Origin of the sequence: Klebsiella sp. CN_Kp100 (genome assembly GCF_040065315.1) — a bacterium.
Taxonomy (GTDB): Bacteria; Pseudomonadota; Gammaproteobacteria; order Enterobacterales; family Enterobacteriaceae; genus Klebsiella; species Klebsiella oxytoca.
Map to the genome: position 1 here is coordinate 27,338 of NZ_JBEAIJ010000006.1, position 24,101 is coordinate 51,438.

A 24,101-nucleotide genomic window follows, 5' to 3' on the forward strand; every position below is an offset into this window, starting at 1 on the left:
ATTTATTTATACGCGCTAATCAATTCCGGGCGGAAGCCCTGTCAAAAACTGCAGGTTTTTTAACGCTCTAATATTAAAAATTTATGACAACATGGAACTTTTACTTAAAAAGAGTATTAAATTATTTCCGTCATGAATGTGTCATATTTTCTCGCCAGAATGCCCGATCCGCGCAATGAAGTGGTTCGTCCACCACGCCAGGTGTTGGCAAGCGGGCTCACTCCTGTTACAACATCAATTCGATATCGAAACTCCTTTTTGAACGGCAGAGAATCATGAGTGATAGCCAGACGCTGGTGGTAAAACTGGGCACCAGTGTTTTAACGGGCGGATCCCGCCGCCTGAACCGCGCCCATATCGTTGAATTAGTACGTCAGTGCGCGCAGCTGCACGCGATGGGTCATCGAATTGTGATCGTCACCTCCGGGGCGATAGCCGCCGGACGTGAGCACCTCGGCTACCCGGAACTGCCCGCGACCATTGCGTCGAAACAGCTGCTGGCAGCTGTCGGCCAGAGCCGTCTTATCCAGCTGTGGGAACAGCTTTTTTCTATTTATGGCATTCACGTTGGCCAGATGCTGCTGACCCGCGCCGATATGGAAGACCGCGAACGCTTCCTTAACGCCCGCGATACCCTGCGCGCGCTGCTGGATAACAATATCGTGCCGGTCATTAATGAAAATGACGCCGTGGCGACCGCTGAAATTAAAGTCGGCGATAACGATAATCTTTCGGCGCTGGCGGCAATTCTCGCGGGCGCCGATAAACTGCTGCTGCTGACCGATCAGCAGGGGCTGTTCACCGCCGACCCGCGCAACAACCCGCAGGCCGAGCTGATTAAAGACGTTTACGGCATTGATGACGCCCTGCGCGCTATCGCGGGCGATAGCGTGTCGGGTTTAGGTACCGGCGGTATGGGCACCAAGCTGCAAGCCGCCGACGTCGCCTGCCGCGCGGGTATTGATACGATCATTGCCGCCGGTAGCCGCCCTGGCGTGATTGGCGACGTGATGGAGGGGGTTTCCGTAGGCACCCGCTTCCACGCCCAGGAGTCGCCGCTGGAAAACCGCAAACGCTGGATTTTCGGCGCGCCGCCGGCGGGCGAAATTACCGTTGACGCCGGTGCGACCCAGGCAATTCTTGAACGCGGCAGTTCCCTGCTGCCGAAAGGGATTAAAACCATCACCGGCAACTTCTCGCGCGGCGAAGTGATCCGCATCCGCAGCCTTGAAGGCCGCGATATCGCCCACGGCGTCAGCCGCTATAACAGCGATGCGCTGCGCCGTATCGCCGGGCAGCACTCGCAGCAGATCGATGCCATTCTGGGCTATGAATATGGCCCGGTCGCCGTCCACCGTGACGACATGATTATCCGTTAAGGAGCTGAAAATGCTGGAACAAATGGGCATTGCTGCCAAAGCGGCCTCGTACAAACTCGCGCAGCTTTCAAGCCGCGAAAAAAACCAGGTGCTGGAAAAGATTGCCGACTATCTTGAAGCGCAGACCGACGCGATCCTGCGGGCTAACGCTGAGGATCTGGCGGAAGCGCGCGCTAACGGTTTGAGCGAGGCGCTGCTCGATCGCCTGGCGCTTAACCCGGCGCGCCTGAGCGGGATTGCTCACGATGTTCGTCAGGTCTGCAACCTGGCGGACCCGGTTGGTCAGGTGATCGACGGCGGCCTGCTGGACAGCGGCCTGCGCATTGAGCGCCGCCGCGTGCCGCTGGGCGTGGTCGGCGTGATTTACGAAGCGCGCCCGAACGTGACCGTCGACGTCGCCTCTCTGTGCCTGAAAACCGGCAACGCGGCGATTCTGCGCGGCGGCAAAGAGACCTGGCGCACCAATGCCGCCACGGTGAAAGTGATTCAGCAGGCGCTGCAGGAGTGCGGCTTACCGGCAGCCACCGTCCAGGCGATTGAGAGTCCGGATCGGGCGCTGGTCGGCGAGATGCTGAAGATGGATAAGTATATCGATATGCTGATCCCGCGCGGCGGCGCAGGTTTGCATAAGCTGTGCCGCGAACAGTCGACGATTCCGGTGATCACCGGCGGGATCGGCGTTTGCCATATTTATATCGACCACTCCGCTGACGTTGCCGAAGCGCTGAAAGTGATCGTTAACGCCAAAGTGCAGCGCCCGAGCGCCTGTAACTCGGTCGAAACGCTGCTGGTACATCAGGATATCGCCGAACGCTTCCTGCCCGCGCTGAGCAAGCAGATGGCGGAAAGCGGCGTCAGCCTGCACGCCGATGCGGCCTCCCTGCCCGCGCTGCAAAACGGCCCGGCCAGCGTAGAGCCGGTGAAAGCGGAGCAGTATGACAATGAGTACCTGTCGCTGGATCTGAACGTGAAGGTGGTGGCCGATCAGGATGAAGCGGTAGCGCATATTCGCGAGCACGGTACTCAGCATTCCGACGCCATCCTGACGCGCACCCTGGGCAACGCGAACCGCTTTATCAACGAGGTGGACTCCTCGGCAGTGTACGTCAACGCTTCTACCCGCTTTACCGACGGCGGCCAGTTCGGCCTCGGCGCGGAAGTGGCGGTCAGCACCCAGAAGCTGCACGCGCGCGGCCCGATGGGGCTGGAAGCCCTGACGACCTATAAGTGGATTGGTTTCGGCGACGATACCATTCGTGCTTAATGCGCATTGGGTGATGCAAAAGTAGCCGTTTGATTCACAAGGGCATTGACGCATCACCCACTTAGTTTTAACCTTCTAACCCGTGCTTACGCTCGTCAGCACGTCTTGCAGGGCCGATATAGCTCAGTTGGTAGAGCAGCGCATTCGTAATGCGAAGGTCGTAGGTTCGACTCCTATTATCGGCACCATTTCAAACTCTTCCCAAGTCTACCGAAATCAACTTAAAGCCCGTATACTGCGGTTTCTGGCCCGTATCTTATCTCCTGTTATCAACTGGACTCAACCGGAATCAAATTACAGCTGGGGGCATAAGTGGGGGCATTCTGTGTTCGGTCCAGGGAGATGCCCCCAATGAAGCTTAATGCACGACAGGTAGATGCTGCTAAACCCAGAGAGAAAGCCTACAAGCTAGCAGATGGTGCGGGCTTGTATCTTGAAGTTGTTCCTTCTGGTTCTCGATACTGGCGGATGAAATATCGCTTCAATGGAAAAGAGAAACGTATGGCTTTTGGTGTCTATCCGGCAGTGTCACTTGCACAAGCGAGGGCACTACGTGATGAAGCCAAGAAAAAGCTGGCCGAAGGTATCGATCCATCGTTTGCCAAGAAAGAAGAAAAGTTGGTTCGCGATGTGCAGCTCAATAATACGTTTCAGGCTGTGGCACTTGAATGGCACGGAACGAAGGTGAGCCGGTGGTCAGAAGGTTATGCCTCCGACATTATCGAAGCTTTCAATAAAGATATTTTCCCCTATATCGGCCAGCAGCCGGTGAATGAAATCAAACCGCTGGTTCTGCTGAATGTGCTGCGTCGAATGGAAAGCCGTGGCGCGACAGAGAAGGCCAAGAAGGTTCGCCAGCGCTGCAGCGAAGTTTTTCGTTATGCCATCGTTACCGGTCGCGCGGAATACAATCCTGCGGCAGATCTTACCAGCGCGATGTCAGGACATGAATCGAAGCATTATCCCTTCCTTACCGTTATGGAGCTACCAGACTTCTTTAAAGCTCTCTCAGGTTATACAGGAAGTCCACTAGTTGTTCTTGCCGCTCGTCTGCTGATCCTTACGGGAGTTCGCACTGGCGAGCTCCGAGGTGCTTGCTGGAGTGAGTTTGATCTTGAAAAAGCGGTGTGGGAAATTCCCGCAGAGCGTATGAAGATGAAACGGCCTCACCTGGTGCCCCTCTCTACCCAAGCGCTGGAGATTGTACAGCAGCTCAAAGTGATGTCTGGGCAATATCCTCTGGTGTTCCCAGGGAGGAATGACCCCCGTAAAACGATGAGCGAAGCGAGTATTAATCAGGTATTCAAACGGATTGGGTATACAGGGAAGGTAACAGGGCATGGCTTCCGCCACACGATGAGTACGATTTTGCATGAGGAAGGGTTCAATACGGCATGGATTGAAACCCAGCTTGCACATGTCGATAAGAATGCGATTCGTGGGACATACAACCATGCACAGTATCTGGATGGAAGGCTAGAAATGATGCAGTGGTACGCTGATTATATTGACAAGCTTCTAAGTTCATCGACAAATAGTTAAGTGGTTGTTCCCCGCGCCTGAAGATGCGGGGAAGGCCATTCTTTTATTTTTTTGTCTGTTCTTTACCTTCTGGAATATTTACCGCACTGTATGGACTTTTGCGTGAAGCGATCCAGTACTGCTTTGACCTGCCCCCCTCCTTGATTAATTCATTGGGATGTTAGTAATGTCTTCATCAGCAACATGAGGGGCCGTCATGAAAGCGTTTTTCCAACGAAAGCCTTCACTTGACCGAACGCCGTTTTCCATTCAGGTTACAGTGTCTCCTCAACACGATAAACCAGGGCACGGAACGCTATTCATTTCACATTTAGCATCCCCAAGTACTTACTTTTTCTATTCACGCAGGAAACGCAGTGGTATTGTTTTAAATTAATACAGATGTGTGATACGTACCACCAAACATTGGATGGTAGCTTGTTGCTTTCATGAGTCATTCTGCCGTACAACTGAAAGCGCAACCGACGCAGGGACTAAAAATGACCGGAGTATCTAGCGATCAATACGCTGCAGGTGAACAGGGCTTAGGGTATATCTATCAGCCTCGTTTTGCGCTACTTAAGCTTCTACAGTGGCCAGAAGATACATCTGTTTTGATCGAAAAAGATGATGACCTAGACTTCGTCAATTCTAATGGTGTCAAAACACTGGCATCGCTCAAACACAAAGGAGATGGGGATACTCTAACCGACCTGTCTACCGATTTCTGGAAGTCAGTCCGCATCTGGCTTGACCGCTATAATCGTGATGGTAAAACCGAAGCAAATCTTCGTTTCTTTCTGTTTACGACCGGAACTATCTCAAACGCCTCGTTCCTGCAACATTTTTTAGTCGAAGCGCCAACAAAAGACGATAATTCAGTATCAATAACTCAACTCGCCAATACAGCTCTGGCTAGAAGCAAGTCAAAACTGATCACGGCAATAGCCGATGAATTCAATAAACTTACTGATGAGCAAAAAGATGACTTCTTATCACGGATAATCATATTTGATGGCGGGCCTCGCATTGAAGACCTCCCAACAATTATTAAAAATCAGCACATGCGTATCATTAGACGCGATAACCGAGACGCTATTTTTGAACGACTTGAAGGGTGGTGGAATAACACCATAGTCGATCTACTAACAGGGAAACGTAAAGAGGCGATTTTTGGTTATGAGATTTCCGACAAACTTGCAGCATTTTCTGAAGAGTATAAATCTGACAATCTGCCGATTACGTTCAGAGGAAAAATGCCCGTTGGAGAAATCGATGCTATGAATGATCACAGGCTCTTTGTTGTGCAGCTCCGTGAAATAGGGATTTCCTCTAATCGAATCCGAAATGCGATTCTCGACTACTACCGAGCATTTGAGCAGCGTTCTTCATGGGCTCGTGAAAACCTTTTGGTTACAGGAGAGATAGAAGATTATGAAGACCGCCTTGTTGATGAATGGAGTCGCTATAAAGACGTCGTTTTTGAAGAATTAGATGAAAATTCAGCTGACGAAGTACTTATTACTGCGGGAAAAGCATTGTATCAATGGGCCGATCTTGAAAGTGGTAATATTCACTCATTGCGTATCCGAGAACGAGTGACTGAGCCTTATGTAGTTCGAGGAGGATTTCACATCCTTGCGAACAGTAGACCACTACCCAAAATTTTCTGGCATCCCCACTTCCTAAATAGAGTTGGTCAATTGTTGGGAGCCCAAGCATGAAGCAATGGGATCAGCGTCCATTCGAGATAAGAAATCTTTTCAATCCTGCATTTTGTGGTGTTGTGCTATTTAGAGCAATGCAGAGCTACGAAGAGGAAAACTCACAGGGCATGCCATTTTCTCTGGCTCTTTTAGTTTTACCATTATGTCTGCAAAAAGATTCTCGCCAAGTGTTTGCTGAAAATCCTCGCCGCTACCTTTTGAAAACTATAGAAAACAATCCCAAATTACTCGTTAATTTTGCTAACCGCGTCAATAATATGCTTCCATTTACGCTTGAAGCTTTTGGAATGCTCATGGAACGAGGATGTTTTGTTGTAACACAAGACGGCCGGTTGAAAACAGTACCTAATAAAGTTCGCAAATCGGTCATAGGGACTGAAGAATCTATCTCATGCCAGCGTGTCGCACGCTATATAGGAAAAGAATTTGCCCGTATTGCTGATCGCGTTACGGTATACACGACCTTTGGAATACGCCCATGAAAATTAAGTCGATTCATGTCTACAGCCATGATGGCCAACGTCGGGACCTGCACTTTAAGGTTAATGGTTTAAATGTCATTACTGGCCGTTCCTCAACCGGTAAATCAGCTCTTTCTGAGATCATTGAATACTGCATGGGTCGATCTACCTTTAACGTACCAGAAGGTATTATTCGCGATAAAGTGTCATGGTTCGCAGTCATTTATCAATTTTCACAGGAACAGATACTTATTGCGAAACCAACACCAAATGCAGGAGCCACAAGCTGTGGCACTGTTATGCTGCGACGAGGAAATGAACTGACCGCACCGAATTTCAAAGACCTCTCGGTTAACACCGATGATGATTCGGTAGTCGCACTGTTGTCACGATTACTTGGTATCCGCGAGAACCGTACAGATGTGGCAATTGGGCACAGCAGAGAAAGCTTTGATGCAAACATCAAGCATACTTTTTATTACCTTTTCCAAAAGCAGGGCCTTGTAGCAAATAAAGATCAACTTTTTTATCGACAAAATGAGGCATTTCAGCCACAAGCTATTCGCGATACATTACCGATTCTTCTAGGCATTTCATCAAATGATCGCTATGAACTTGAGGCCAAACTCCGTACAGCGCAGCGAGATCTGAAAATCAACACCAAACGTCTTGAACAAGCGCGCGATACAATCGATACATCATTGCTAAAAGGTTATGGGCTTTTATCTGAAGCCAGAGCCGTAGGTATCATCACACAAGACAAAGACAGAATCGGAACTGACGAAGTAATTAATGTTTTGCGTTCTGCAATGCAATGGGTTCCGTCTCCCCTACCTGAAGACGATGGACATAGAATATCCATTCTTGAAAATGAAATTGCTGGTTTACGACAAGACAGACGTAAGATCCAGTCCCGAATTGATTCTGCTCGGATGTATGCCAAGCAATCAGGTAATTTTGAAAACGAAGTTTTAGAACAGCAAGACCGATTATCTTCTATCAAGGCTCTACCGAAAAATCCGGAAACTAGCGAATGGCAATGGCCTTTCTGTGAAGCAAACTTAGCAATGGAATCTCCAATTGCAAAAGCACTCCTGAGCGAACTAACAACTCTTGACGCTGAAATGAGCGTTGTGTCTGGACAACGCCCTAAAATGGATGCTTATCTTGCTGAACTAGAAGATGAGGTTCAGACCATTGTAAGTTCGATAAGGGCCAAAGAAGTGGAGCTTGCTGCTGCAATCGCGGCAAACGAAGTTATTGAGCAATTAGGCACACGCAATAATGCTGCGGCAAGAGTAATTGGTCGTATAAGTTTGTTCTTGGAAGACCTAGTACCTAACTCAGAGCTGGCAACATATGAAGCAGAAAATCGTCGTCTAAAGCTCAAAGTCGAAGAACTACAAAGGAAAGTTGGTGCTGATAGCAGCCATGAAAGGCTCATATCTATTCTGAATAACATTTCGTCACAGATTACACGCTACATCCTGGCTTTTGATGCAGAATTTAAGGGGCTCCCTGCTCGATTTGATCTAAGCCAAATGACTATTATCTTTGATCGTACAGATCGTCCCGTACCTATGAGTCGAACTGGCGGTGGAGAAAATCATCTCGCTTATCACCTGTCTGCATTGCTAGCCATTCATCTCTTTGCCTCAAAGAACAATTGCCCCATCCCTCAATTTCTTTTAATTGATCAGCCTACCCAAGTTTATTTCCCTTCTGAAAAAATTTACCAGGAAGCTGATGGTACTGTTCAGAAAACGGAAGCTGATGCTGACTTAGCAGCAGTACGTAGGCTGTTTGCGTTACTGCTGAAGTTTACTAAAGAAGAGGTCCCAGGCTTTCAGCTTATTGTGACAGAGCACGCAAATCTTCGCGACCAGTGGTTCCAGGATTCTTTAACCGAGCTTCCTTGGACCAAGCCCCCTGCCCTGGTACCAGAAGACTGGCCTTTACCGTCAGACTTACCAAATTAAGCACAAGTTTTGAAAATCCCCACACCCTTGGTTCGATACCGAGTCCGGCACCAAACTCATATCAACGGACCTCCACGGAGATCCGTTTTTGCATACTAAGCCCGCTGACCTGCTCCCCATTGATTAAGTCGGTTGAAGCCGGACGAATCGTTAAAGATGTCTGCCGGGAGGCCGGTATCTCTGAAGCCACTTACTACTACTGGAAGTCCAGATACGGCAGTATGGAAGCTTCTGATATAAAAAAATCAAGGATCTTGAGGACGACAACCGCCGTTTCAAACAGTTGTTTGCCGACCTTAGCCTTGAGAGCCGGGCGCTGAAAGACGTTATCGAAAAAAGCTTTAAAACCAGCCTATAAGCGTAAGCTGATCACTCATCTGATAACGACATTTGGACTCAGTATCCGCAAGGCCTGCCGGAGTTTGAACCTGAGCAGAACGGTTTACCATTACCGTCCGAATAGCCGACGCAGAACGCTTTTATTGAGCGCTTTAACCGAACATACCCCAAAGAAATACTCGATTTTTATCTGTTCAGAACTCTGAATGAAGTGTGGGAAATCACGGAAAGATGGGTGTCAGTATATAACTGTAAACGCCCTCATGAATTACTGAACAATAGGACGCCGTGTGGATACGCCAGCATATCCATCAGCGGATCGTAAAATGTAATGGCGCGTGACAGATCATTGGTCCCTGGCATAATGTAAGAAAACATCTGCTCTCTTTTATGGAACCAGGGGAGAGAAGATAGCCTGCCTAAATCACGCAGGCTTTGTTTTTCATTCATCTGCTTTATGAGCCCAGGCGGGCATTGCCGTCAGATAACGCTTTGCTCGCTTCCGAGCTTCCTCCGGGCCGACTTTTTGCCAGGAATCAAGGAAGCTGGCTAAACCTGATACCGCTTCTTCCCAGGGTTTGAGATTGCCGTTGCTGTCGCTGCAGTACGCACAATATTGATCACTGGCACTGTGTGCATCTGGTGCCGACATTGGCATTCCGCAAGCCTGACAGAACTGTTCATGTTGTGACATATGATGCTCCTTATGGTAACGTCATGATTAATAAATATACGGAATATGTATTGTGCAGGTGATGCATCAGATCAAAACAAAGGCAAAGCCCCGGTATCTCCAGTCAGAAATACCAGGGCTTGTTGTTACCTGGCGATGAGCGCGAATACGCCCCAGCCAAAGTATTCCCGCGCGTACGTTACGTGGCGTTTCGGCGCAATGTTTAGTTCGGCCCTGACTTCGGCGGCGAAGTCATCGTCAGGATTCGCTTCCAGCCAGCGGCGCATGGTCAGCCATTTTGCGGCTTCATACCGGTCCCAGCCTTCCTGGTCTGCAAGTACCATTTCCACCACGTCGTAGCCGAGGTCGTCAAACGCGCTGACAAGCCCTGGAAGCGTCAGGAAATCGCTTGTCGAGCTGACGCCGCAGGCCTGGGCTATCTCGTCCGTTGCCGGAAGCTGGCGCCAGTAAGGTTCACCGATGAGCATGATGCCGCCCGGTTTAAGGCTCTGCGCCAGCAGTTCGACTGTCCCGGCAAAGCCTCCGGCAATCCAGGTCGCGCCGACGCAGGCTGCCACGTCACATTTTTCATTGGCGACGTAACCCGCCGCATCATTATGAATAAAATGTACGCGTTCGCTGACGCCGAGTTCTTCTGCGCGGCGTCTGGCCTGCGCGGTGAAGAGCGAACTCATGTCGATGCCAGTCCCCGTAATGCCATGATCCCGGGCCCAGGTGCAGAGCATCTCGCCCGAGCCGCTGCCGAGATCAAGAATGCGGGTGCCCGGCTTCATGCGCAGCACGCGACCCAGCGTGGCATACTTCTCTTCTGTGAACGGGTTGTGGATGCGGTGTTCGCTTTCACTGATGGTAAAAATACGTGGGATATCCAATTTGGAATTCCTTTTATTGCGTTGAGTATTAAGAGGAAGTTCCTCTGAGGCTTTTGCTTTGTCGGCTAGCAGAGCAAACAGCTTTCCTTCAAATGTTTCGCTGACTGGCCAGTCGTGGCTTTCAGGAGGAGGAAGCAGCTTAAATCCGGCATTGTCGAGCAGGCTGACGTACTCGTCATCGCGCCATGCCGTCATCTGGCTGCCGAAACGGGTGGTTTGGCCGTTTGCCTCTATGGCCCAGAACTTTGTTGAGCTGGTCTGGGCTTCTTCATCCCAGTCATGTTCAGTCAGCAGCAGATGAGGGACGCCCAGAAACAGCCCGTCCGGACAGCGTTGCCAGCTTGCTTCAGCCATTCCCTGACGCTTAACTTCGTCGAAAGTATGGACTTCAGTGAGCAGCCTGCCGCCCGACTCCAGCCACAGCGCGCAGCGACCGACGAGTGAGCGCGCATCCGCCGCGCTGAAAACATTCAACTCCCCGAATATCATCATGATGAAATCGAAAGATTTATCGGGCCAATATGCGCGGACATCCTGCTGAACATAGTCGATATTCAATCCGGCGTGCTGCGCCTGCTGGCGGGCCCAGCTCACTGATGTCGGTGAGAAATCCACGCCGGTGCAGTGAAATCCACGCTCTGCTAAGCGGTGGGTGTAAAAGCCGGGACCGCAGCCGAGATCGAGAATACGTGCGCCTGGGGGTAATAGGCTGGCGATCCAATTCACCTGCCGCTCAATGACCTCCTGCCTGCGGCTGGCCCAGTCGTGATCCTGCGACAAATGGTTCGCGAGCATGCGCTGGCTAAAGGCCGGTTCGTCCCAGGGAATTTTGCTCTCCTCCGCCGACAGTTGAATGTGTCGGGATGAGGAAATAAGGGTGCTGATATCCATTATGCTCTCCTTAGCGGTTATCAAGCTGTGAGCGAACGTTATTCAGCCCGGTGGTGTTGATGCGGTAGGGCTGACCATTGACGGACTTGATAAGTTTTTTGGTTTTGAGTTTTTTGAAGACGGCGAGCGTGCAGTCGGTCAGCAACAGCCCTTCGCGGCTGTAGCATTCAACGGAAGTGACGCGGCCTGAAGAATCGCGGACGTGCGCAATACGGCCACCTTTAGCGAGAACGTGTAAGGTACGTTGTTCCTGACGGGATAAATTCATACTGGAAAACCTGTTTAATCATCATGTGCAAAACGCGCAAACACACCGCGGTGTCCGCATTCGATTTCGGCGCATTGATAATCAGTCCGGCCTGAAAAGGTCGGTAAGCTGATTATCGGATGATTACATTCTCCAGCATCAAGGCCTCGGGTTGAGTTGAAAGGTATTTACGGAGCGAATAGTAACACGTAGTTTTAGCAGGGATATGTTTCAGTAGAAAAAGTGTGATGTACTTCGGAAATCGAACGCCAGCCCATTTACTGAAAAAAGCAGATGAAACTGACGAATGCAGGTTTTAGTACCCCTTATATGGCCTCATTGGCTTTTCCCCTCCGGAGGTTATTCTTCTTTTGTTAAATCCAGAACATAAATATGCTCACCCTCTTCGATGCCTGAAAAATGAAAGCCAGTCCTGATAAGTAATTTTATTGAAGAGGTATTTTCCGGATCCACACCGGCTTTGATGAGTGAAAAACCGTTCTCTTTTATCCAGCCGATGGTGGTGGTAATGGCTTCAAATGCATATCCCTGGCGAGCATGAGCGGGGCTGATGGTATAGCCGAGCCAAAATACATCGCATTGCTGACGTAAATAGATATCACCAATCAAAACCTGCGTTAGCTTGTTGACGATGGCCAATTGAATTCCCTGAGTAAGCGTAAGAACGCCCAGCAATGCTGATTCATAGTCCTCTTTTGTTAGCCCCTTAAACCCCTGATATTTCATCCACTCCGCATCATTGCGATACACCATAAAACTATCGATTTCGTGTGGCTGAAATGGCCGAATAATGCACCCTGGCGAAATTATTTGCATAAGACTTCCTTTTAAATGATTCATCTGCACCAGTCTCTGCGACCACAGGAGTTACCGTCTGAGCTACACCCGACGGCTACTCTCTGACTATGTCCGGTGTGTCGCCGCTTTCATACACAACACGAAAACTGTCAGTTTGATGTTCAACCCTCATCGGCATAGAACACAAACGCCAGCTTATTCCCGTCCGGATCGCGTACATAGGCACTATGGAATCCCTGTCCGTATTGTGGCCTGTGCCCCGGTGTACCTTCATCCCTGGCGCCCAGACTGATAGCAAGTTCGTACAACTGCTGGATGTGTTCAAACGAGTGGGTATTCAGTGCGACCATCGTGCCATTACCAACGCTCGCTGGTTGCTGGTTAAAGGGCCTGCCGACGCACAATCCGATGGTATGGTTACCGCTGAACGTCCCCCAGGATGCGCCTTCTTCATTCCGGCCTGCCTTTGGATACCCAAGCAATTCCATCAACGGATCGTAGAATCGGATGGCGCGTGGCAGATCGTTAGTACCCAGCATCACGTAAGAAAACATAAACCCTCCTTAATCTCTTTTGCATTATTGCTCCTGGCAGCCTACCGGTGATACTGACTGGCTCTGATGCTGCCCACGCAGTTTAAGCAGGCGGGCAACTGATATGATGACGGCTATACCGGCCAGCAGCGCCACGCAGTGGAAAGCAATCCTGCCGCCAGCATGGAAGTAAACCCAGCGGGTTATTTCAATGCTAAGGGCAATTATGCCGAGCGCCAGAATATTCAGCGTGGCAGAAACGGTGCCTTTTGGCAGGTTATGAGAAAAGAGCGTAAAGCGAAACAGCACCGGATAGAGCAGTCCAATACCCAGGGCATAAAAGCTCGTTCCCAGTACTGACCATAGCCAGACGTGTGGCCATAGCAGGTTGCCGACCAGCAAAGCCAGCAAGCCAGCAAGCTGTATCGGAACAGTACCCCAGATAAAACGCGGTGAAGTCGGGTCTTTGATAAAATTCGCTACGATCGCACTGGCGATAATGATCCCACTAAACACGGGCACCTGTGTCCAGGCATAGGTACCGGGAGACATCCCCCCGTGCTCAATCAGGATCACGGGGGAGAGCGCCCCCCAGGTGATGATGGGCAGGTTACCAAAAGCGACTGCCAGTGAGCCGGTCAGCACCACTGGATGGCGAAATGCCGCGATGAAATCTGACAGCACTTCACCCGGTTTGAATGATCTTCCCTGAGATATAACTGTCTCCGGCATTTTGAACAGTAGTAAGAACCATGCTACCAGACCAAACACACCGATGATGGCAAAGAGCAGTTTCCAGTGAATGAACGCCATCAGAGCAGCGCCGGCCACCGGCCCGATAACTGGGGCGAGCAGAACAATGGAGGTCAGCGCAGCCATGATCCTGATGGAATCTTTTTCATCAAAGGCCTCCTGTATTGATACATAACCAACGGTGGAGATAAAACAGATGCTGGTGCCCTGAATAAAGCGGGCGACGAAGTATTGTTCGATCGAGGTGACAAACAGCATGCTCAGGCAGGCTAAGGCAAAGATCATTGCACCCGTGAGCAGGACCGGGCGGCGGCCAATCTTGTCGGAGAGTGGCCCCAGGAGCCACTGTAGCGCCAGTCCGCCTGCCATATACAAACTGACTGATGCTGGAGCCAGCGTAACATCCGCCTGTAACTCATTTATAATGTTAATGACGCCCGGCTGAATAAGGTCTGTTGTCAGGTAGGCTGAAAAATCGTAGATGATCATCGCCAGTGGAAATAATAGCACGCTGCCATACCTGCCAAGGCGCCCCGAAAATGGCTTCATAAACGGGTTCTCCGTTTTTTATTATTGAATGGTTATTATCAACTTAGATCGTGCAGTTCCTTATCCATCGCAGGAGTCAGTCTGAGATCAAGAAATTCTACCTCCAACCCCTTGCGCTGAGGTGTACAACACATGATGCCCGTTTTTACAGGGCCCGTAGGGAAATGGCATAAGCGAAGTAATGGCCAGTGCTGTCCATCTGAGGAGTACTGCAGTCGTAACGCATCTTTTTTATGGGTCAGACGCAGCCAGAATTCCTTCGGATCCCCAGGAAAGAGTCCTGTAGCCCAGTCGGAATTTCTCATCGTGAGTACACTCCCGATTGCAGGTGCTCCATCGTTAAATTCGATGCCAGCTTTGAGCCAGTGCTGTTCGTCAGCGAGCATTATAATTCCGGCCTGGTCATAGAGTGTGGTGAAGTTTGCGCGGATCCTGACCTGAAAAGTAAAATCACCTGTTACATCAGTAGCGTAGATGTGGCCGGTAAAACGCTCAAACCCGTACCAGGTACGGTACCAGAAATCAGTATGCTCATCTGTGATTACCGACAGGGCGTTATTTTCGTAGCACCATACGGCGGGCTCATTGATCCATTCAAACTTGCAACTCATCATTGTTCTCCTGTCATGCGGAATGCAGCATAACGATAGTTTAAAATGTCAGTTCCATTTCAAACTGGCATAACGGTTCAGCCTGATAACCCGCCGCAGTAAATAATGGTGCCAGCGTTTCTGGGAGCGCGGCTGATGTACCTATACCAGGCCATCTGGCATTGATTTTCTGAAGCATTCTTTTAGCCCGTCCCTGGTAACGATACACCGGTTCCACAAACAAACAGCGGAGCTGAGGTTGTCCCATGAACTCCGCAACAGCACACCATGCATGTTCGTTATCCCTGAGGATGTCGCAGGGAATAGACAAGAGCTGCAGGGGGCTGGTCAGCCAGGGAAGATCATCATCTGGTGCAGACCAGACGGTACGCAGGAAGTCATCAGCAGACTTGGATTCCATATCCCCTGAAGGTATTTCCAGACGAGACTGTGGATCTCCCCGGTATTTGCACAGATGTCGGCGAACCTGAAAACCGAGCGCGTGATAGAGAGCGATGGCCCGGGTATTTTCGCGCATCACTTCCAGCCTCACTCTGGATAACTTTTTCTCTTTTAAGGAGGTAAACAGAGGAGTAAGCATCTGTTTTGCCAGTCCCTGGCTCCGGTACTCGGGCAACACACCAAATGCTGCCAGACGCGCTTTGTCCATTCTGCGGGTTACGATGGCTATTGCCGCCGGGTTATCATTGACCAGCCAGACAAACGAGTCTTCAAGGCTGAGTCCTTCGGAAATGAAACGTGAGGCAAACATTTCCGGTGGCAACGCAAACGGTGTCAATGATTCATTAAAGCTGTCTGCAAGAATACGGCACAGCTCAGTAATGCTGCATTCAAGGGCTGATACCGGAATAACGGTCATAGATAAAGCTCTCCATTGCGGTTACCGGGAGCTACAGGGGAAAATATGCTCCCTGTTTTCTCAGACAGTGAAGCTGATTTCTACAGAGCGGGCACTGCGATCGCCCTCACCATGGTAAACAGCTTCGATGTTGTTACCGTCCGGATCCAGAACAAAAGCGGCATAGTATCCGGGATGATAGGTTCGTTCGGCAGGTGCGCCGTTATCACGTCCGCCATGATTTAGTGCTGCGTGGTAAAACGCGTTCACCGATTCACGGTCTGCGGCCTGAAAGGCCAGATGGTGCCGTCCTGTAGGCCCCCCGCCAGACTCCGAACTTTTTACTGACGAAATGACCAGTTCGTCAGCCCAGATATAATCGTCATCGGTAATAACCATGGGGATCTTAAGTTCCGCCAGAACAGCAGTGTAAAACGCTTTGCTTGCGGCAAAGTCGTTTACCACGAGCTGGATATGGTCGATAAGTCTGCCACGATGCAGCGTATAGTTATCCATGGTTCATTTCCTTATTCAGATTCTGTCAGTCAGGTCTTTACCTGTGAAACTCAACAGAGGCACAACTCTACGTAATGATTGTGTTGTTGGAAAAAAATACATTAAGTTTTGTGCTCTGAACCCGACAGATATCAGAAAATCATTCCAGATTTGGTCTTTGTACAGGAATTGCTATTCCGTTATTCGCTTATGACCAGGCTCTCAATTGCCAGTTGTAATATAACGAGCAGGTATGAGATAAGAGCAAGCCATTTTACGGGGCGTAGTTTACGTTCAGGTATAGAGAGCGTGTGGAGTATGGCATGACGCTTCATTTTATTGAGTGGCATGCTGCCTCCTGAAAAAGAGCCCCCTGCACAGGCTGCTAAACAATGAAAAAAGAATCATTCCACAACCAAGGCACTTATGAGTAAGGTTAATTGCCGTGGAGCTAACGTAACGGTCGAGGCGGTAAAAACAAGCCACAAGTGGCTAACCGTTTTCCTACCGAATTGACAGCGTCCTCCTGTAGAGCTGTTCGTTTGTTAGCCAGAACAGGTTAACGGATAAAAACGGTATATCCATATCAAATAAGAGGTTGTTTAGCGTTTATTTAAAAAATACTAATCGAATAATGCGCGCTCGAATAATAACAAATCCTGAACTATCCAGAAATGCTAATTAATAGGTGCTTATGAGAACTGGAGAGATAACTCCTTCTGATGAGCCACAATGCAGTCACATCCCGGTCAGGGGATTCTCAGGTTTAATAAGCATGATTAACCAGTACTGTAATGATGGCTCAGCGTAAGACGCGTCAGTTTGCTGTTGACTCTCCTGTAAGGTAAGACTGTAAGGTCCACTTATTCATTCAGGGAGATAGTTACATGTATCAAATAGGGCTGTTTTCAAAGATCTGCCGTGTGACGATAAAAACGCTTCATTACTATAATGAAATTGGTTTACTCGTCCCTGCCTATATTAACCCTGAGAATGGTTATCGATTTTATACTTCTGACCAATTAATGAAATTCCATCAGATTGCGAGTTTACGTCAGCTTGGATTTACAATAACTGAAATAGTTACTCTTACTCAGGATGAAAATTCCTGCCACATAATTGAACGGCGACGCCTTGAAGTACAGAAACAAATTCGGGACATGAACGATATGCTCTCCCGGATTAACCACTATCTGCAACATAAAAAAAAGGAAAGAATTATGTTATATCAAGCTGTTTTGAAAAAGATCCCGGAATGTATTGTTTATTCCAAGCGTTTCATTGTTCCTGATTTTTCCTCTTATATCAAATTAATTCCGCCTATAGGACGAGAGGTTATGAAGGCAAATCCAGGTTTAACCTTAACTACCCCGGCTTATTGTTTCACTCTTTATCATGATAAAGAGTATAAAGAGAAAAACATGGATGTGGAGTTCTGCGAAGCTGTTAATGATTTTGGTAAAAATGAAGGAAATATTATTTTCCAGGTAATCCCTGCCATAACAGCTGTAACTGTAATACACAAGGGACCATATGATTCATTAAGAAATGCTTACATTTACCTTATGCAATGGGTTGAAGACAATGGTTACTTGTTAACAAATTCACCAAGGGAAAGCTACATCGACGGCATCTGGAACAAACAAGACTCCGCAGAGTGGATGACTGAAATACAGTTCCCTGTAGAGAAAGTTTAATCGAAATGCAGGCTGGCCCGGTTAAGGGCCACCTGCTGATAACCATTCAGATTGGAAATTCCCAGGCTGGCATTGTCGTCAGATAACTTTTTGCCAGCAATCAAGGCAACTCTGTATCGCCTATGACCAGTGTTTAAGATTGCCGTTTCTGTCGCTGCAGTACGCACAATATTTATCACTAGCACTTTGTGCATCGGTTGAATACATCGCCATTCCGCAGGCCTGATTAAACCACTTGTGCTGTGTCATCATGTGCTCCTTCAGTCAGTTGATTGTCTACTAAACATACAAACTTACTGCACTGTCTTTAACGGGTCAGATCAACAGCTCCTGATGGAACGGAACCACTATGAACATTGATTGAACTCATTTACCTAAAAAGCGCCATTTTGATAGTCTCGACTTATCTCGTTGAACATCTACAGGATTGTAACGTTGGAAATCTTTTTTTAACCCGCTGAAAAATATCTCTTAAATATTTTTCATACACAAACATTCATGGTCCGTTCAGTACGGATCCGATTTTGTATGGGTTAAAAAAGGTACGTTATGAAAGTTACATGGACCGTCACGCCTGTGGGGTATCAGCGCATCGCGAAACGATGCCCTTCATGCAACATTAAACGGGACTTCACGCCATCAGGTGCATTTCGGATTAATTCGCAAAAGAAGGTGCTGGACGTGTGGAGTATCTATAAATGCACACACTGTGATTACACCTGGAATATCTCCCTGTTTTGGCGCCTGCACGTCAGCAAAATCGACCGCCAGCTTTATCATCGGCTAATGACAAACGATGCCGCCACGGTTCAACATTTTGCCTGTGATATCGCGACGCTGAAGCGGAACAACGCCGAGCTATCGGGTCGGCCTGATTTTACCGTTCAGGAGCGCTGGCAGTTAAGCATCTCCGCCCACCAGCGGGTTCGCGTTAGTGTCAGGATCTCCCGTTCATTTCAGGTCACCCTGCTGTCGATTTTGAAGCAACAGCTCATGCTGAGCACCGGCGAAATCAAGAGACACGTTGAGTCAGGGAAAATAAGTGGTATCACGATGGAAATGCTTAAATCGAGAAAGCTGAAGGCAGAGGAATATGAATTCCAGCTGTCTGCGGAAACGCTGTTCGCCCGGCGCAAGATTGTTCTGACACATCGTTAAAAGTAAGAAGCTCATCTTGAGGTCGGTTGTGCCTGTAGGGTAATGGCTTAGCAGAAGGACCGATTCAAAATGAGCTTCAGGTGAATTACATTGCCTGTGACATAAGCTAAATGCAGTGATGAAACTTAGGGGGAAATATGAATGAGCATGCGGTTCTGAAATTGCTTAATGAGCTGGATATATCTTTTCAGTACATATCACATCCGGAAGTGAAGACGGTCGCTGACCATGCGAGTTTTGCTGTGGATTTTCCGGCACAGTTGCTGAAGAACCTGTTGCTGAAAAATAGTTCTGGTAAGCATTTCTATCTGTATATTCTGGATGGCAATAAAAAGGCTGATCTTCGCGAGTTAGCGCTCCAGCTTAATGAATCGCGTCTGTCTTTCGCTAAACCAGACGAGTTAATAGAAATACTCGGTGTGGAACCTGGCGGGGTTACGCCTTTCGCTATTGCACATAACAAGGAGAGGGATATTCGAATTGTTATCGATTCTTCTGTATCAGCGAGTCGTTCACTGGGCTTTCATCCTCTGATCAACACCGCTTCGGTTTGTATTTCTAAAAAAGACTTATTGCGGCTACTGACATTTTTCGGTTATTCCCCTCTAGATGTTCAGACCGATAACTTGCTCTTGCTACTCGCGCGAACAACGGATGCGTTCTAATAGCCAGTCTTCGACTTCACTCTGTCGCCAGCGGGAGCTGCGACCTAGCTTAATTGGCTTCGGGAATAGGCCATCTTTAATCAGCTTGTAGAACCACTTATCTGTCAGCCCCGTTAGCTTCGTGATGAACCGCATATCCACCAGTTGGTCATCAAGCAAAGAAATTTGTTCAGTCATGATGCTGTCTTCCGTTGTGGGATTAGCCCGAGCTGGTGGGTGATTGCTCGTTACCACCAGCCCTTCCACATCAATGGATTGATACGTAAAAAAGTGCAGAACGTGAGTTACACCGCGCGAGGGCGCCCCAGTCCGCTGGGCGACGGTACCTCACTGGCTCCGTAGTGATAGTGACCGTGCTTTTGCTCTTCTTTGGCGAGATAGCTGATGATGTAGCGCAGGTTATCAATGGCTTCGGTATCATCGTAGTTCACCGGCTTATCAATACTGGCTTCATAAGAGGGTTTGTATTCGCAGCGGTTGTAATAGCCTTCTCGTTGCGTTATTTCCCGCCATATTGTTCCAACTCTCTCAGCTATTGGGTAGGTAGCCTGGTTAAGGTGCCTGTCGAGATATAACACGATATGGGCATGGCAGCCGTGGTCTACAGAATTCTCGAGTACCCAGAAATACCCTGCCAGATTTGTGTGCTGCAGGGTGCGTTCAACCAGCATGCGCACCTCTTGCTCGGTTTCGTTCCATGAATAATGTTTATAGCGTCCTGTACCTTTCTGATAGAACAGGTCGAGTCGGAGTGCCTGTATTCGGGAATATCGGTTCAGTAGCTGATTTAAGTGGTCATTGAGTAGAGACAGCAGAAACCAGTTCATCGTGTATCTGGAATTAAAAGGGTAAGGTGTGTGCATTGATTTATCCTTTGTCAGATGGAGTGCAAAGGATTGGGATGAGATGTAATTTTTAAGCGAAGTGAGGTTATGGCAGATACAGTGAGCCGTGTATCCAGGGGAATACTGGCAGGGTTGCTTGTTAGGGGAAGGAACTATGAACAGGGTGGTATAGAAACAGGGAGTCCCCCTTAATTATACTAAAAACCCAAATGTTCATATTTACTGTTGAACGATGCTAATGAGGTGAACAGAGGACGATCCTAGGGTAAAAATCACAGGAATAATGCAGTAAAGTGTCAGATTATTATTACAATAAAATCAGTTGGATATCAGTAAAAAATCAGCCATTCCTCAGCCTGTGACCCGCCTCCCTCTACCTAAAAGATGCTCATGCTAATCTGTGTCCAGGAGCCAGAATTAGAGGGAAGAGACGATGTTGCATTACGATATGATCCGTTACGAGATAATGTATTTAAAAATGCTTGGTGCGCTTTCCAACACTGATTACTCCTTACAGTGGAGTACTTATGATTCGCCGGATCAGTTTCGACGTTTAATCTCTGAGATCCTTGAACGGCATTTCCTGGGCGATCAGGACAGGATCAAAATTGGCCGGAAAACTCTTAAAGAATGGGCTGAGCTGCTACTGATTGATAAAGATTATTTTGATTGTTTCAAAGGTACACCAAGAGCATTGTGGTTTGCTCACCATTATATTTTTGAATACCCAGTATTATCTGCAGGGCTGACGCTTGGTGGTTTGGGGGATGGCTTTGATTGTTCAGGTGGTTTTAATTCTCTTTTAATGGACGATAATATCTTCACAAATCTTGATTTCTCTAATTTGAATACCGACCTGGACGATATAGATTGGGACCTGATAACAAATCCACAGGCCACTGCTTCAAAGAAACCGAAACGCGTTTTCTCCCGATTTTATCTGAACGCGGGAGCTAGTACCTCTCTGTATAACCCCACTCCGGTAACTGAGCGTGAACTCATCAATGGTGTGATGAGGTACATTGATGAAGCGCCATGCTCACTTGGAGATAAGATCTCTTATTTCAAAAAACTGCATGAGCGCTGGCTTGAACAATATGATTTTTTTCTGTCAGACTTTGACTGGATGTCCCGTGATGATGAAACTCAACTAGTATATCTCTGGGACTATCTCAAGGGAAAAGGACGAATAGCGGGCTATCTTCGCCCTTATAATATATCTATGCGTTATGACATGATTATTGCGGCTATAGATGTGTGGAACGTCCAACCTGAAGAGAAGCTGGAGTTTATTGAGAAGATGAAACATGCCTGGCAAGCGGCAAAATCTTATCGGCGATCTGCTAAATAGCGTTGTGATCTCAGTGGTTTCTTCGTCTGATTTCTCAGTATTGTAATGAATCTTAATGGACCAAGGTCTATAGCTATCTCTCTCTTGTCCCGTTACGTAGAGAGCACATACTTGTTAAAGATTAATATGGCGGGGTATGGATGATGGAGCGGTTTCCTGTTTACTAGAATGTATGTTTTTGGCTCGAACCTTACAAGCTAACTGAGCTGAACGTCCGCTGTGAGCGAGAAGCGGACCTTCAAATCCGCACAGGTTCAATTGATTAACCTTGGTTGTCAGTTACGCCATCGTTAACATGAAGCCGATCGAAAATTCTTTATCGCATTTTTTACAAATACGCAGTGGCAAGAAAGATAGATTCTGGCTCATGACAAGTTGAGTGGTTCATTTGTATAAAGAGACTTCGCCTTCAGGACGCGTTTTGAACCTGCGATGCATCCACAGGTATTGCTCAGGGGCACGGAGAATTTCACGCTCGATGATCTTGTTCATATAAGCCGCTGCGGCGACCTTGTCCTCCCCTGGATAGCCTGACAGCGGATTGCTGATATACATGTGATAACCTTTTTTATCGCTACGTCGAATCATGCTAAGTGCGAGCAAGTCTGCACCAGCGAGTTTTGACAAAGCATACGTTCCGTTCGTCGTGGCTGCTTTTTTTACCGAGAAAAAAGGTGCAAAAACGCTTCCCTTAGACCCATAATCCTGGTCTGGTGCAAACCACACGGCTTCACCAGCTTTTAGCGCATGAACAAATCCTGATAAATTACGTCGATTAATCATAGCCTTATTTGAACGCATACGTCCTTTTGTCTGTACCCATTCCATTAATGGATCATTGTGTGGGCGATACGTTGCCATCATAGGATGGCATAACCCCATTACTCTTCCACACAATTCAAGGGACATAAAATGTATCCCGACAACCATTACCCCTCTGGTCGCACCGGTCAGGTTTTCAAGCCCTTCGACATCAAACCATTTTTTGACTCTCGCATCGCTCCAGAACCAGGCCATTCCTGTTTCCATCAGTCCCAGCCCGAGAGAAACAAAGTTTTTATTGACCATCTGGCTCCGGGCAAACGGTGTCATCTCGGGAAAGCAAAGTTCGATATTTCTACTCGCAATCCCTTCCCGGCGTTTCAGAAAGGGTCTGGATATTTTTCCAAGACCAGAGCCCAGAATATGTAAAACCGGGTAAGGAAGCTGAACGAGAAGCCACAGCAGACCCAAACCAGACCAGGTAAGCCAGTGGCGAGGATGAAGTAAATTATGAGTAAAAGTCTGTGCCATAAATTTCCTTAATGCTAATGAAGGTTATAACGCAAAAGGGTAACAATGAGGCAATTCGTCTTTAGCGATACATTTTGTTTTAGATAATTTAAATTCATCTAAATTCAGGAAAAAATATTTCCCAATGACTGGTGAATAATTTAAAGAGCCAGGGGTGAATTGTAAGCCAGAAAATTTATTCTGTTATAAATCCATGGTTTTATCATTGATACTCAAGGAATTGTCTTCTTGATTCATCATCATCAAGGTACTCAAAAGAAAGAAGCCGAATTTTGGTAAGTTTATAAAACCACTCACAATCGTTTCGTTGAATAATTTCGCCTGGTTTGAAACATATCCCGGATGCCACCCGAATAATCGCATATTTACCATTACTAAACCTGACCCGGTGAATACAGAAAGGTTGGCCAGGCTGTCCGTGACAGCTGTTCGACATGATATGCCCTTCAATAAAAACAGATTTTTTAGATTTCATTATCATACCCTCGACAACAGCAGTACAGGAGGAATGTTGTCATTTTCCGACATCACTGACGTTAAGTGGCAGAAGCTGATCAGCCGCCGATACACCAGCATTCTGAAGGTCTGAACAACAGTCCGCAGGCAGGGCACTCAAGAACCGCATCTTTTCTTAGTTTACCTGCTTTCTGATCGGCTCTGTGTGCACATACCGGGCAGGCAACATGAACCGGTCTTTCTTTAAAATACCTGAGCCCATTTGTATAAGACATAAATAATTCTCTGAGGAATACAGTAATTATTATACGCTTTAATATAAAAATAACTGGCATAAGTTATGTTAAGTTGTGTCTGAATCAGGATATCAGATATTGAAAATTGAACGTCTTATTTATGATACACTACCCTTCCGTGAGAAATTTAAGATGAAATCAGAAGACACCCTTGACTGGTATCCGGCACAACTACCGCCTGTGAAAATTATTCTTGGCGAAGCCGTGCTGGCTGTGGGTAAACAGGGCCGACCGATTAATACCCGCACCTTGCTGGAATACCTTCAGGTCATGCAGGACAAACAAAAAAGGCGGGATGACAAAATCGCCATGCAGACTGCGATTGATGTTCTCAGGGATAATCAGCGCATTAACGGCAGACGTTAATG

The 24,101-nt window shown here is 47.9% G+C and carries 24 protein-coding genes, 1 tRNA gene and 3 pseudogenes; 13 read left to right on the forward strand and 15 right to left on the reverse strand.

The genetic code is table 11. From position 1 onward, the window contains the following. Positions 1–275 precede the first annotated feature (275 nt). The 8 genes and pseudogenes from proB to ABLV12_RS06175 all read left to right on the forward strand — a co-directional run bounded on the left by proB (position 276) and on the right by ABLV12_RS06175 (position 8,995). On the forward strand, positions 276–1,379 hold the full coding sequence (gene proB / locus ABLV12_RS06140; protein WP_004099297.1) for a glutamate 5-kinase: 1,104 nt from the start codon (positions 276–278) through the stop codon (positions 1,377–1,379). Positions 1,380–1,389: 10 nt separating this feature from the next. Further along, positions 1,390–2,643, forward strand: a complete 1,254-nt coding sequence (gene proA / locus ABLV12_RS06145; protein ID WP_004099295.1) for a glutamate-5-semialdehyde dehydrogenase — start codon at positions 1,390–1,392, stop codon at positions 2,641–2,643. 112 nt (positions 2,644–2,755) lie between these two features. Next, positions 2,756–2,831: transfer RNA gene (locus tag ABLV12_RS06150), tRNA-Thr, on the forward strand. Between the two features lie 163 nt (positions 2,832–2,994). Next, entirely contained in the window at positions 2,995–4,185 is a 1,191-nt protein-coding gene (locus ABLV12_RS06155) for an integrase arm-type DNA-binding domain-containing protein (RefSeq protein ID WP_142471930.1), read from the forward strand. Between the two features lie 479 nt (positions 4,186–4,664). Then, a complete protein-coding gene (locus tag ABLV12_RS06160) occupies positions 4,665–5,888 on the forward strand; it encodes an ABC-three component system protein (RefSeq protein ID WP_348866912.1) in 1,224 nt (407 codons plus the stop codon). Then, complete coding sequence (locus ABLV12_RS06165; protein WP_000815953.1) at positions 5,885–6,373, forward strand: three component ABC system middle component; 489 nt, start codon at positions 5,885–5,887, stop codon at positions 6,371–6,373. The genes ABLV12_RS06160 and ABLV12_RS06165 overlap by 4 nt, the downstream gene beginning before the upstream one ends. Further along, positions 6,370–8,331 carry a DUF3732 domain-containing protein gene (locus ABLV12_RS06170; RefSeq protein WP_348866914.1) on the forward strand — a complete coding sequence of 654 codons (1,962 nt, stop codon included), beginning with the start codon at positions 6,370–6,372 and terminating at the stop codon, positions 8,329–8,331. The genes ABLV12_RS06165 and ABLV12_RS06170 overlap by 4 nt, the downstream gene beginning before the upstream one ends. A gap of 80 nt (positions 8,332–8,411) precedes the next feature. Beyond that, a pseudogene (locus ABLV12_RS06175) lies at positions 8,412–8,995 on the forward strand (integrase core domain-containing protein). Here ABLV12_RS06175 and ABLV12_RS06180 read toward each other — a convergent pair. The 10 genes and pseudogenes from ABLV12_RS06180 to ABLV12_RS06225 all read right to left on the reverse strand — a co-directional run. Beyond that, positions 8,965–9,048 (reverse strand): annotated as a pseudogene (locus tag ABLV12_RS06180) (VOC family protein); the annotation flags it as partial. The pseudogenes ABLV12_RS06175 and ABLV12_RS06180 sit on opposite strands and share 31 nt — an antisense overlap. A 64-nt stretch (positions 9,049–9,112) precedes the next feature. Then, positions 9,113–9,364 (reverse strand): zinc ribbon domain-containing protein, encoded by a 252-nt coding sequence (locus ABLV12_RS06185; protein WP_063415696.1) that lies wholly within the window; start codon positions 9,362–9,364, stop codon positions 9,113–9,115. 125 nt (positions 9,365–9,489) lie between these two features. After that, entirely contained in the window at positions 9,490–11,127 is a 1,638-nt protein-coding gene (locus ABLV12_RS06190) for a class I SAM-dependent methyltransferase (protein ID WP_142471934.1), read from the reverse strand. Between the two features lie 10 nt (positions 11,128–11,137). Next, positions 11,138–11,395: a YjhX family toxin gene (locus ABLV12_RS06195; RefSeq protein WP_048267011.1), complete on the reverse strand. Its 258-nt coding sequence runs from the start codon at positions 11,393–11,395 to the stop codon at positions 11,138–11,140. A 339-nt stretch (positions 11,396–11,734) separates the two neighbouring features. Further along, positions 11,735–12,211 carry a GNAT family N-acetyltransferase gene (locus ABLV12_RS06200; RefSeq protein WP_094986679.1) on the reverse strand — a complete coding sequence of 159 codons (477 nt, stop codon included), beginning with the start codon at positions 12,209–12,211 and terminating at the stop codon, positions 11,735–11,737. A 143-nt stretch (positions 12,212–12,354) separates the two neighbouring features. Beyond that, the gene (locus ABLV12_RS06205; RefSeq protein WP_142471935.1) at positions 12,355–12,747 is read right to left on the reverse strand and encodes a VOC family protein; all 393 of its coding nucleotides are present in this window, start codon (positions 12,745–12,747) and stop codon (positions 12,355–12,357) included. A 24-nt stretch (positions 12,748–12,771) separates the two neighbouring features. Then, a complete protein-coding gene (locus tag ABLV12_RS06210; protein ID WP_142471936.1) occupies positions 12,772–14,028 on the reverse strand; it encodes an MFS transporter in 1,257 nt (418 codons plus the stop codon). A gap of 38 nt (positions 14,029–14,066) precedes the next feature. Beyond that, entirely contained in the window at positions 14,067–14,639 is a 573-nt protein-coding gene (locus ABLV12_RS06215) for a DUF1349 domain-containing protein (RefSeq protein WP_142471951.1), read from the reverse strand. 40 nt (positions 14,640–14,679) lie between these two features. Beyond that, positions 14,680–15,498 (reverse strand): GNAT family N-acetyltransferase, encoded by an 819-nt coding sequence (locus tag ABLV12_RS06220; RefSeq protein ID WP_142471937.1) that lies wholly within the window; start codon positions 15,496–15,498, stop codon positions 14,680–14,682. 60 nt (positions 15,499–15,558) lie between these two features. Beyond that, positions 15,559–15,993 (reverse strand): VOC family protein, encoded by a 435-nt coding sequence (locus tag ABLV12_RS06225; RefSeq protein WP_142471938.1) that lies wholly within the window; start codon positions 15,991–15,993, stop codon positions 15,559–15,561. Positions 15,994–16,859: 866 nt separating this feature from the next. Here ABLV12_RS06225 and ABLV12_RS06230 point away from each other — a divergent pair. Further along, a complete protein-coding gene (locus tag ABLV12_RS06230) occupies positions 16,860–17,669 on the forward strand; it encodes a MerR family transcriptional regulator (protein WP_348866916.1) in 810 nt (269 codons plus the stop codon). Positions 17,670–17,792: 123 nt separating this feature from the next. Here the strand turns inward: ABLV12_RS06230 and ABLV12_RS06235 are convergent. Further along, positions 17,793–17,918, reverse strand: a pseudogene (locus ABLV12_RS06235) (hypothetical protein); the annotation flags it as partial. Positions 17,919–18,218: 300 nt separating this feature from the next. On the opposite strand from ABLV12_RS06235, the gene ABLV12_RS06240 reads away from it, so the two are divergent. Together ABLV12_RS06240 and ABLV12_RS06245 are read left to right on the forward strand one after the other, a co-directional pair. After that, entirely contained in the window at positions 18,219–18,827 is a 609-nt protein-coding gene (locus tag ABLV12_RS06240) for a DUF1062 domain-containing protein (RefSeq protein WP_142471939.1), read from the forward strand. A 137-nt stretch (positions 18,828–18,964) separates the two neighbouring features. Continuing rightward, positions 18,965–19,492, forward strand: a complete 528-nt coding sequence (locus ABLV12_RS06245) for a YbaK/EbsC family protein (RefSeq protein WP_123629013.1) — start codon at positions 18,965–18,967, stop codon at positions 19,490–19,492. On the opposite strand, the gene ABLV12_RS06250 is transcribed toward ABLV12_RS06245, so the two are convergent. Further along, positions 19,463–19,669 carry an AlpA family phage regulatory protein gene (locus ABLV12_RS06250; protein WP_023227810.1) on the reverse strand — a complete coding sequence of 69 codons (207 nt, stop codon included), beginning with the start codon at positions 19,667–19,669 and terminating at the stop codon, positions 19,463–19,465. The two genes, ABLV12_RS06245 and ABLV12_RS06250, sit on opposite strands and share 30 nt — an antisense overlap. Before the next feature lie 107 nt (positions 19,670–19,776). Then, entirely contained in the window at positions 19,777–20,355 is a 579-nt protein-coding gene (locus ABLV12_RS06255) for an inovirus-type Gp2 protein (RefSeq protein WP_142471940.1), read from the reverse strand. 415 nt (positions 20,356–20,770) lie between these two features. Here ABLV12_RS06255 and ABLV12_RS06260 point away from each other — a divergent pair, with 415 nt between their 5' ends. Further along, a complete protein-coding gene (locus ABLV12_RS06260) occupies positions 20,771–21,688 on the forward strand; it encodes a hypothetical protein (protein WP_142471941.1) in 918 nt (305 codons plus the stop codon). A 384-nt stretch (positions 21,689–22,072) separates the two neighbouring features. Here ABLV12_RS06260 and lpxP read toward each other — a convergent pair whose 3' ends face one another. Next, a complete protein-coding gene (gene lpxP, locus ABLV12_RS06265; protein WP_142471942.1) occupies positions 22,073–22,981 on the reverse strand; it encodes a kdo(2)-lipid IV(A) palmitoleoyltransferase in 909 nt (302 codons plus the stop codon). A gap of 202 nt (positions 22,982–23,183) precedes the next feature. After that, positions 23,184–23,456, reverse strand: coding sequence for a hypothetical protein (locus ABLV12_RS06270; protein ID WP_016247220.1), 273 nt, complete (start codon positions 23,454–23,456; stop codon positions 23,184–23,186). A gap of 409 nt (positions 23,457–23,865) precedes the next feature. Here ABLV12_RS06270 and ABLV12_RS06275 point away from each other — a divergent pair, with 409 nt between their 5' ends. After that, positions 23,866–24,099, forward strand: a complete 234-nt coding sequence (locus tag ABLV12_RS06275; RefSeq protein WP_004132711.1) for a hypothetical protein — start codon at positions 23,866–23,868, stop codon at positions 24,097–24,099. The last annotated feature ends 2 nt before the right edge of the window (positions 24,100–24,101 follow it).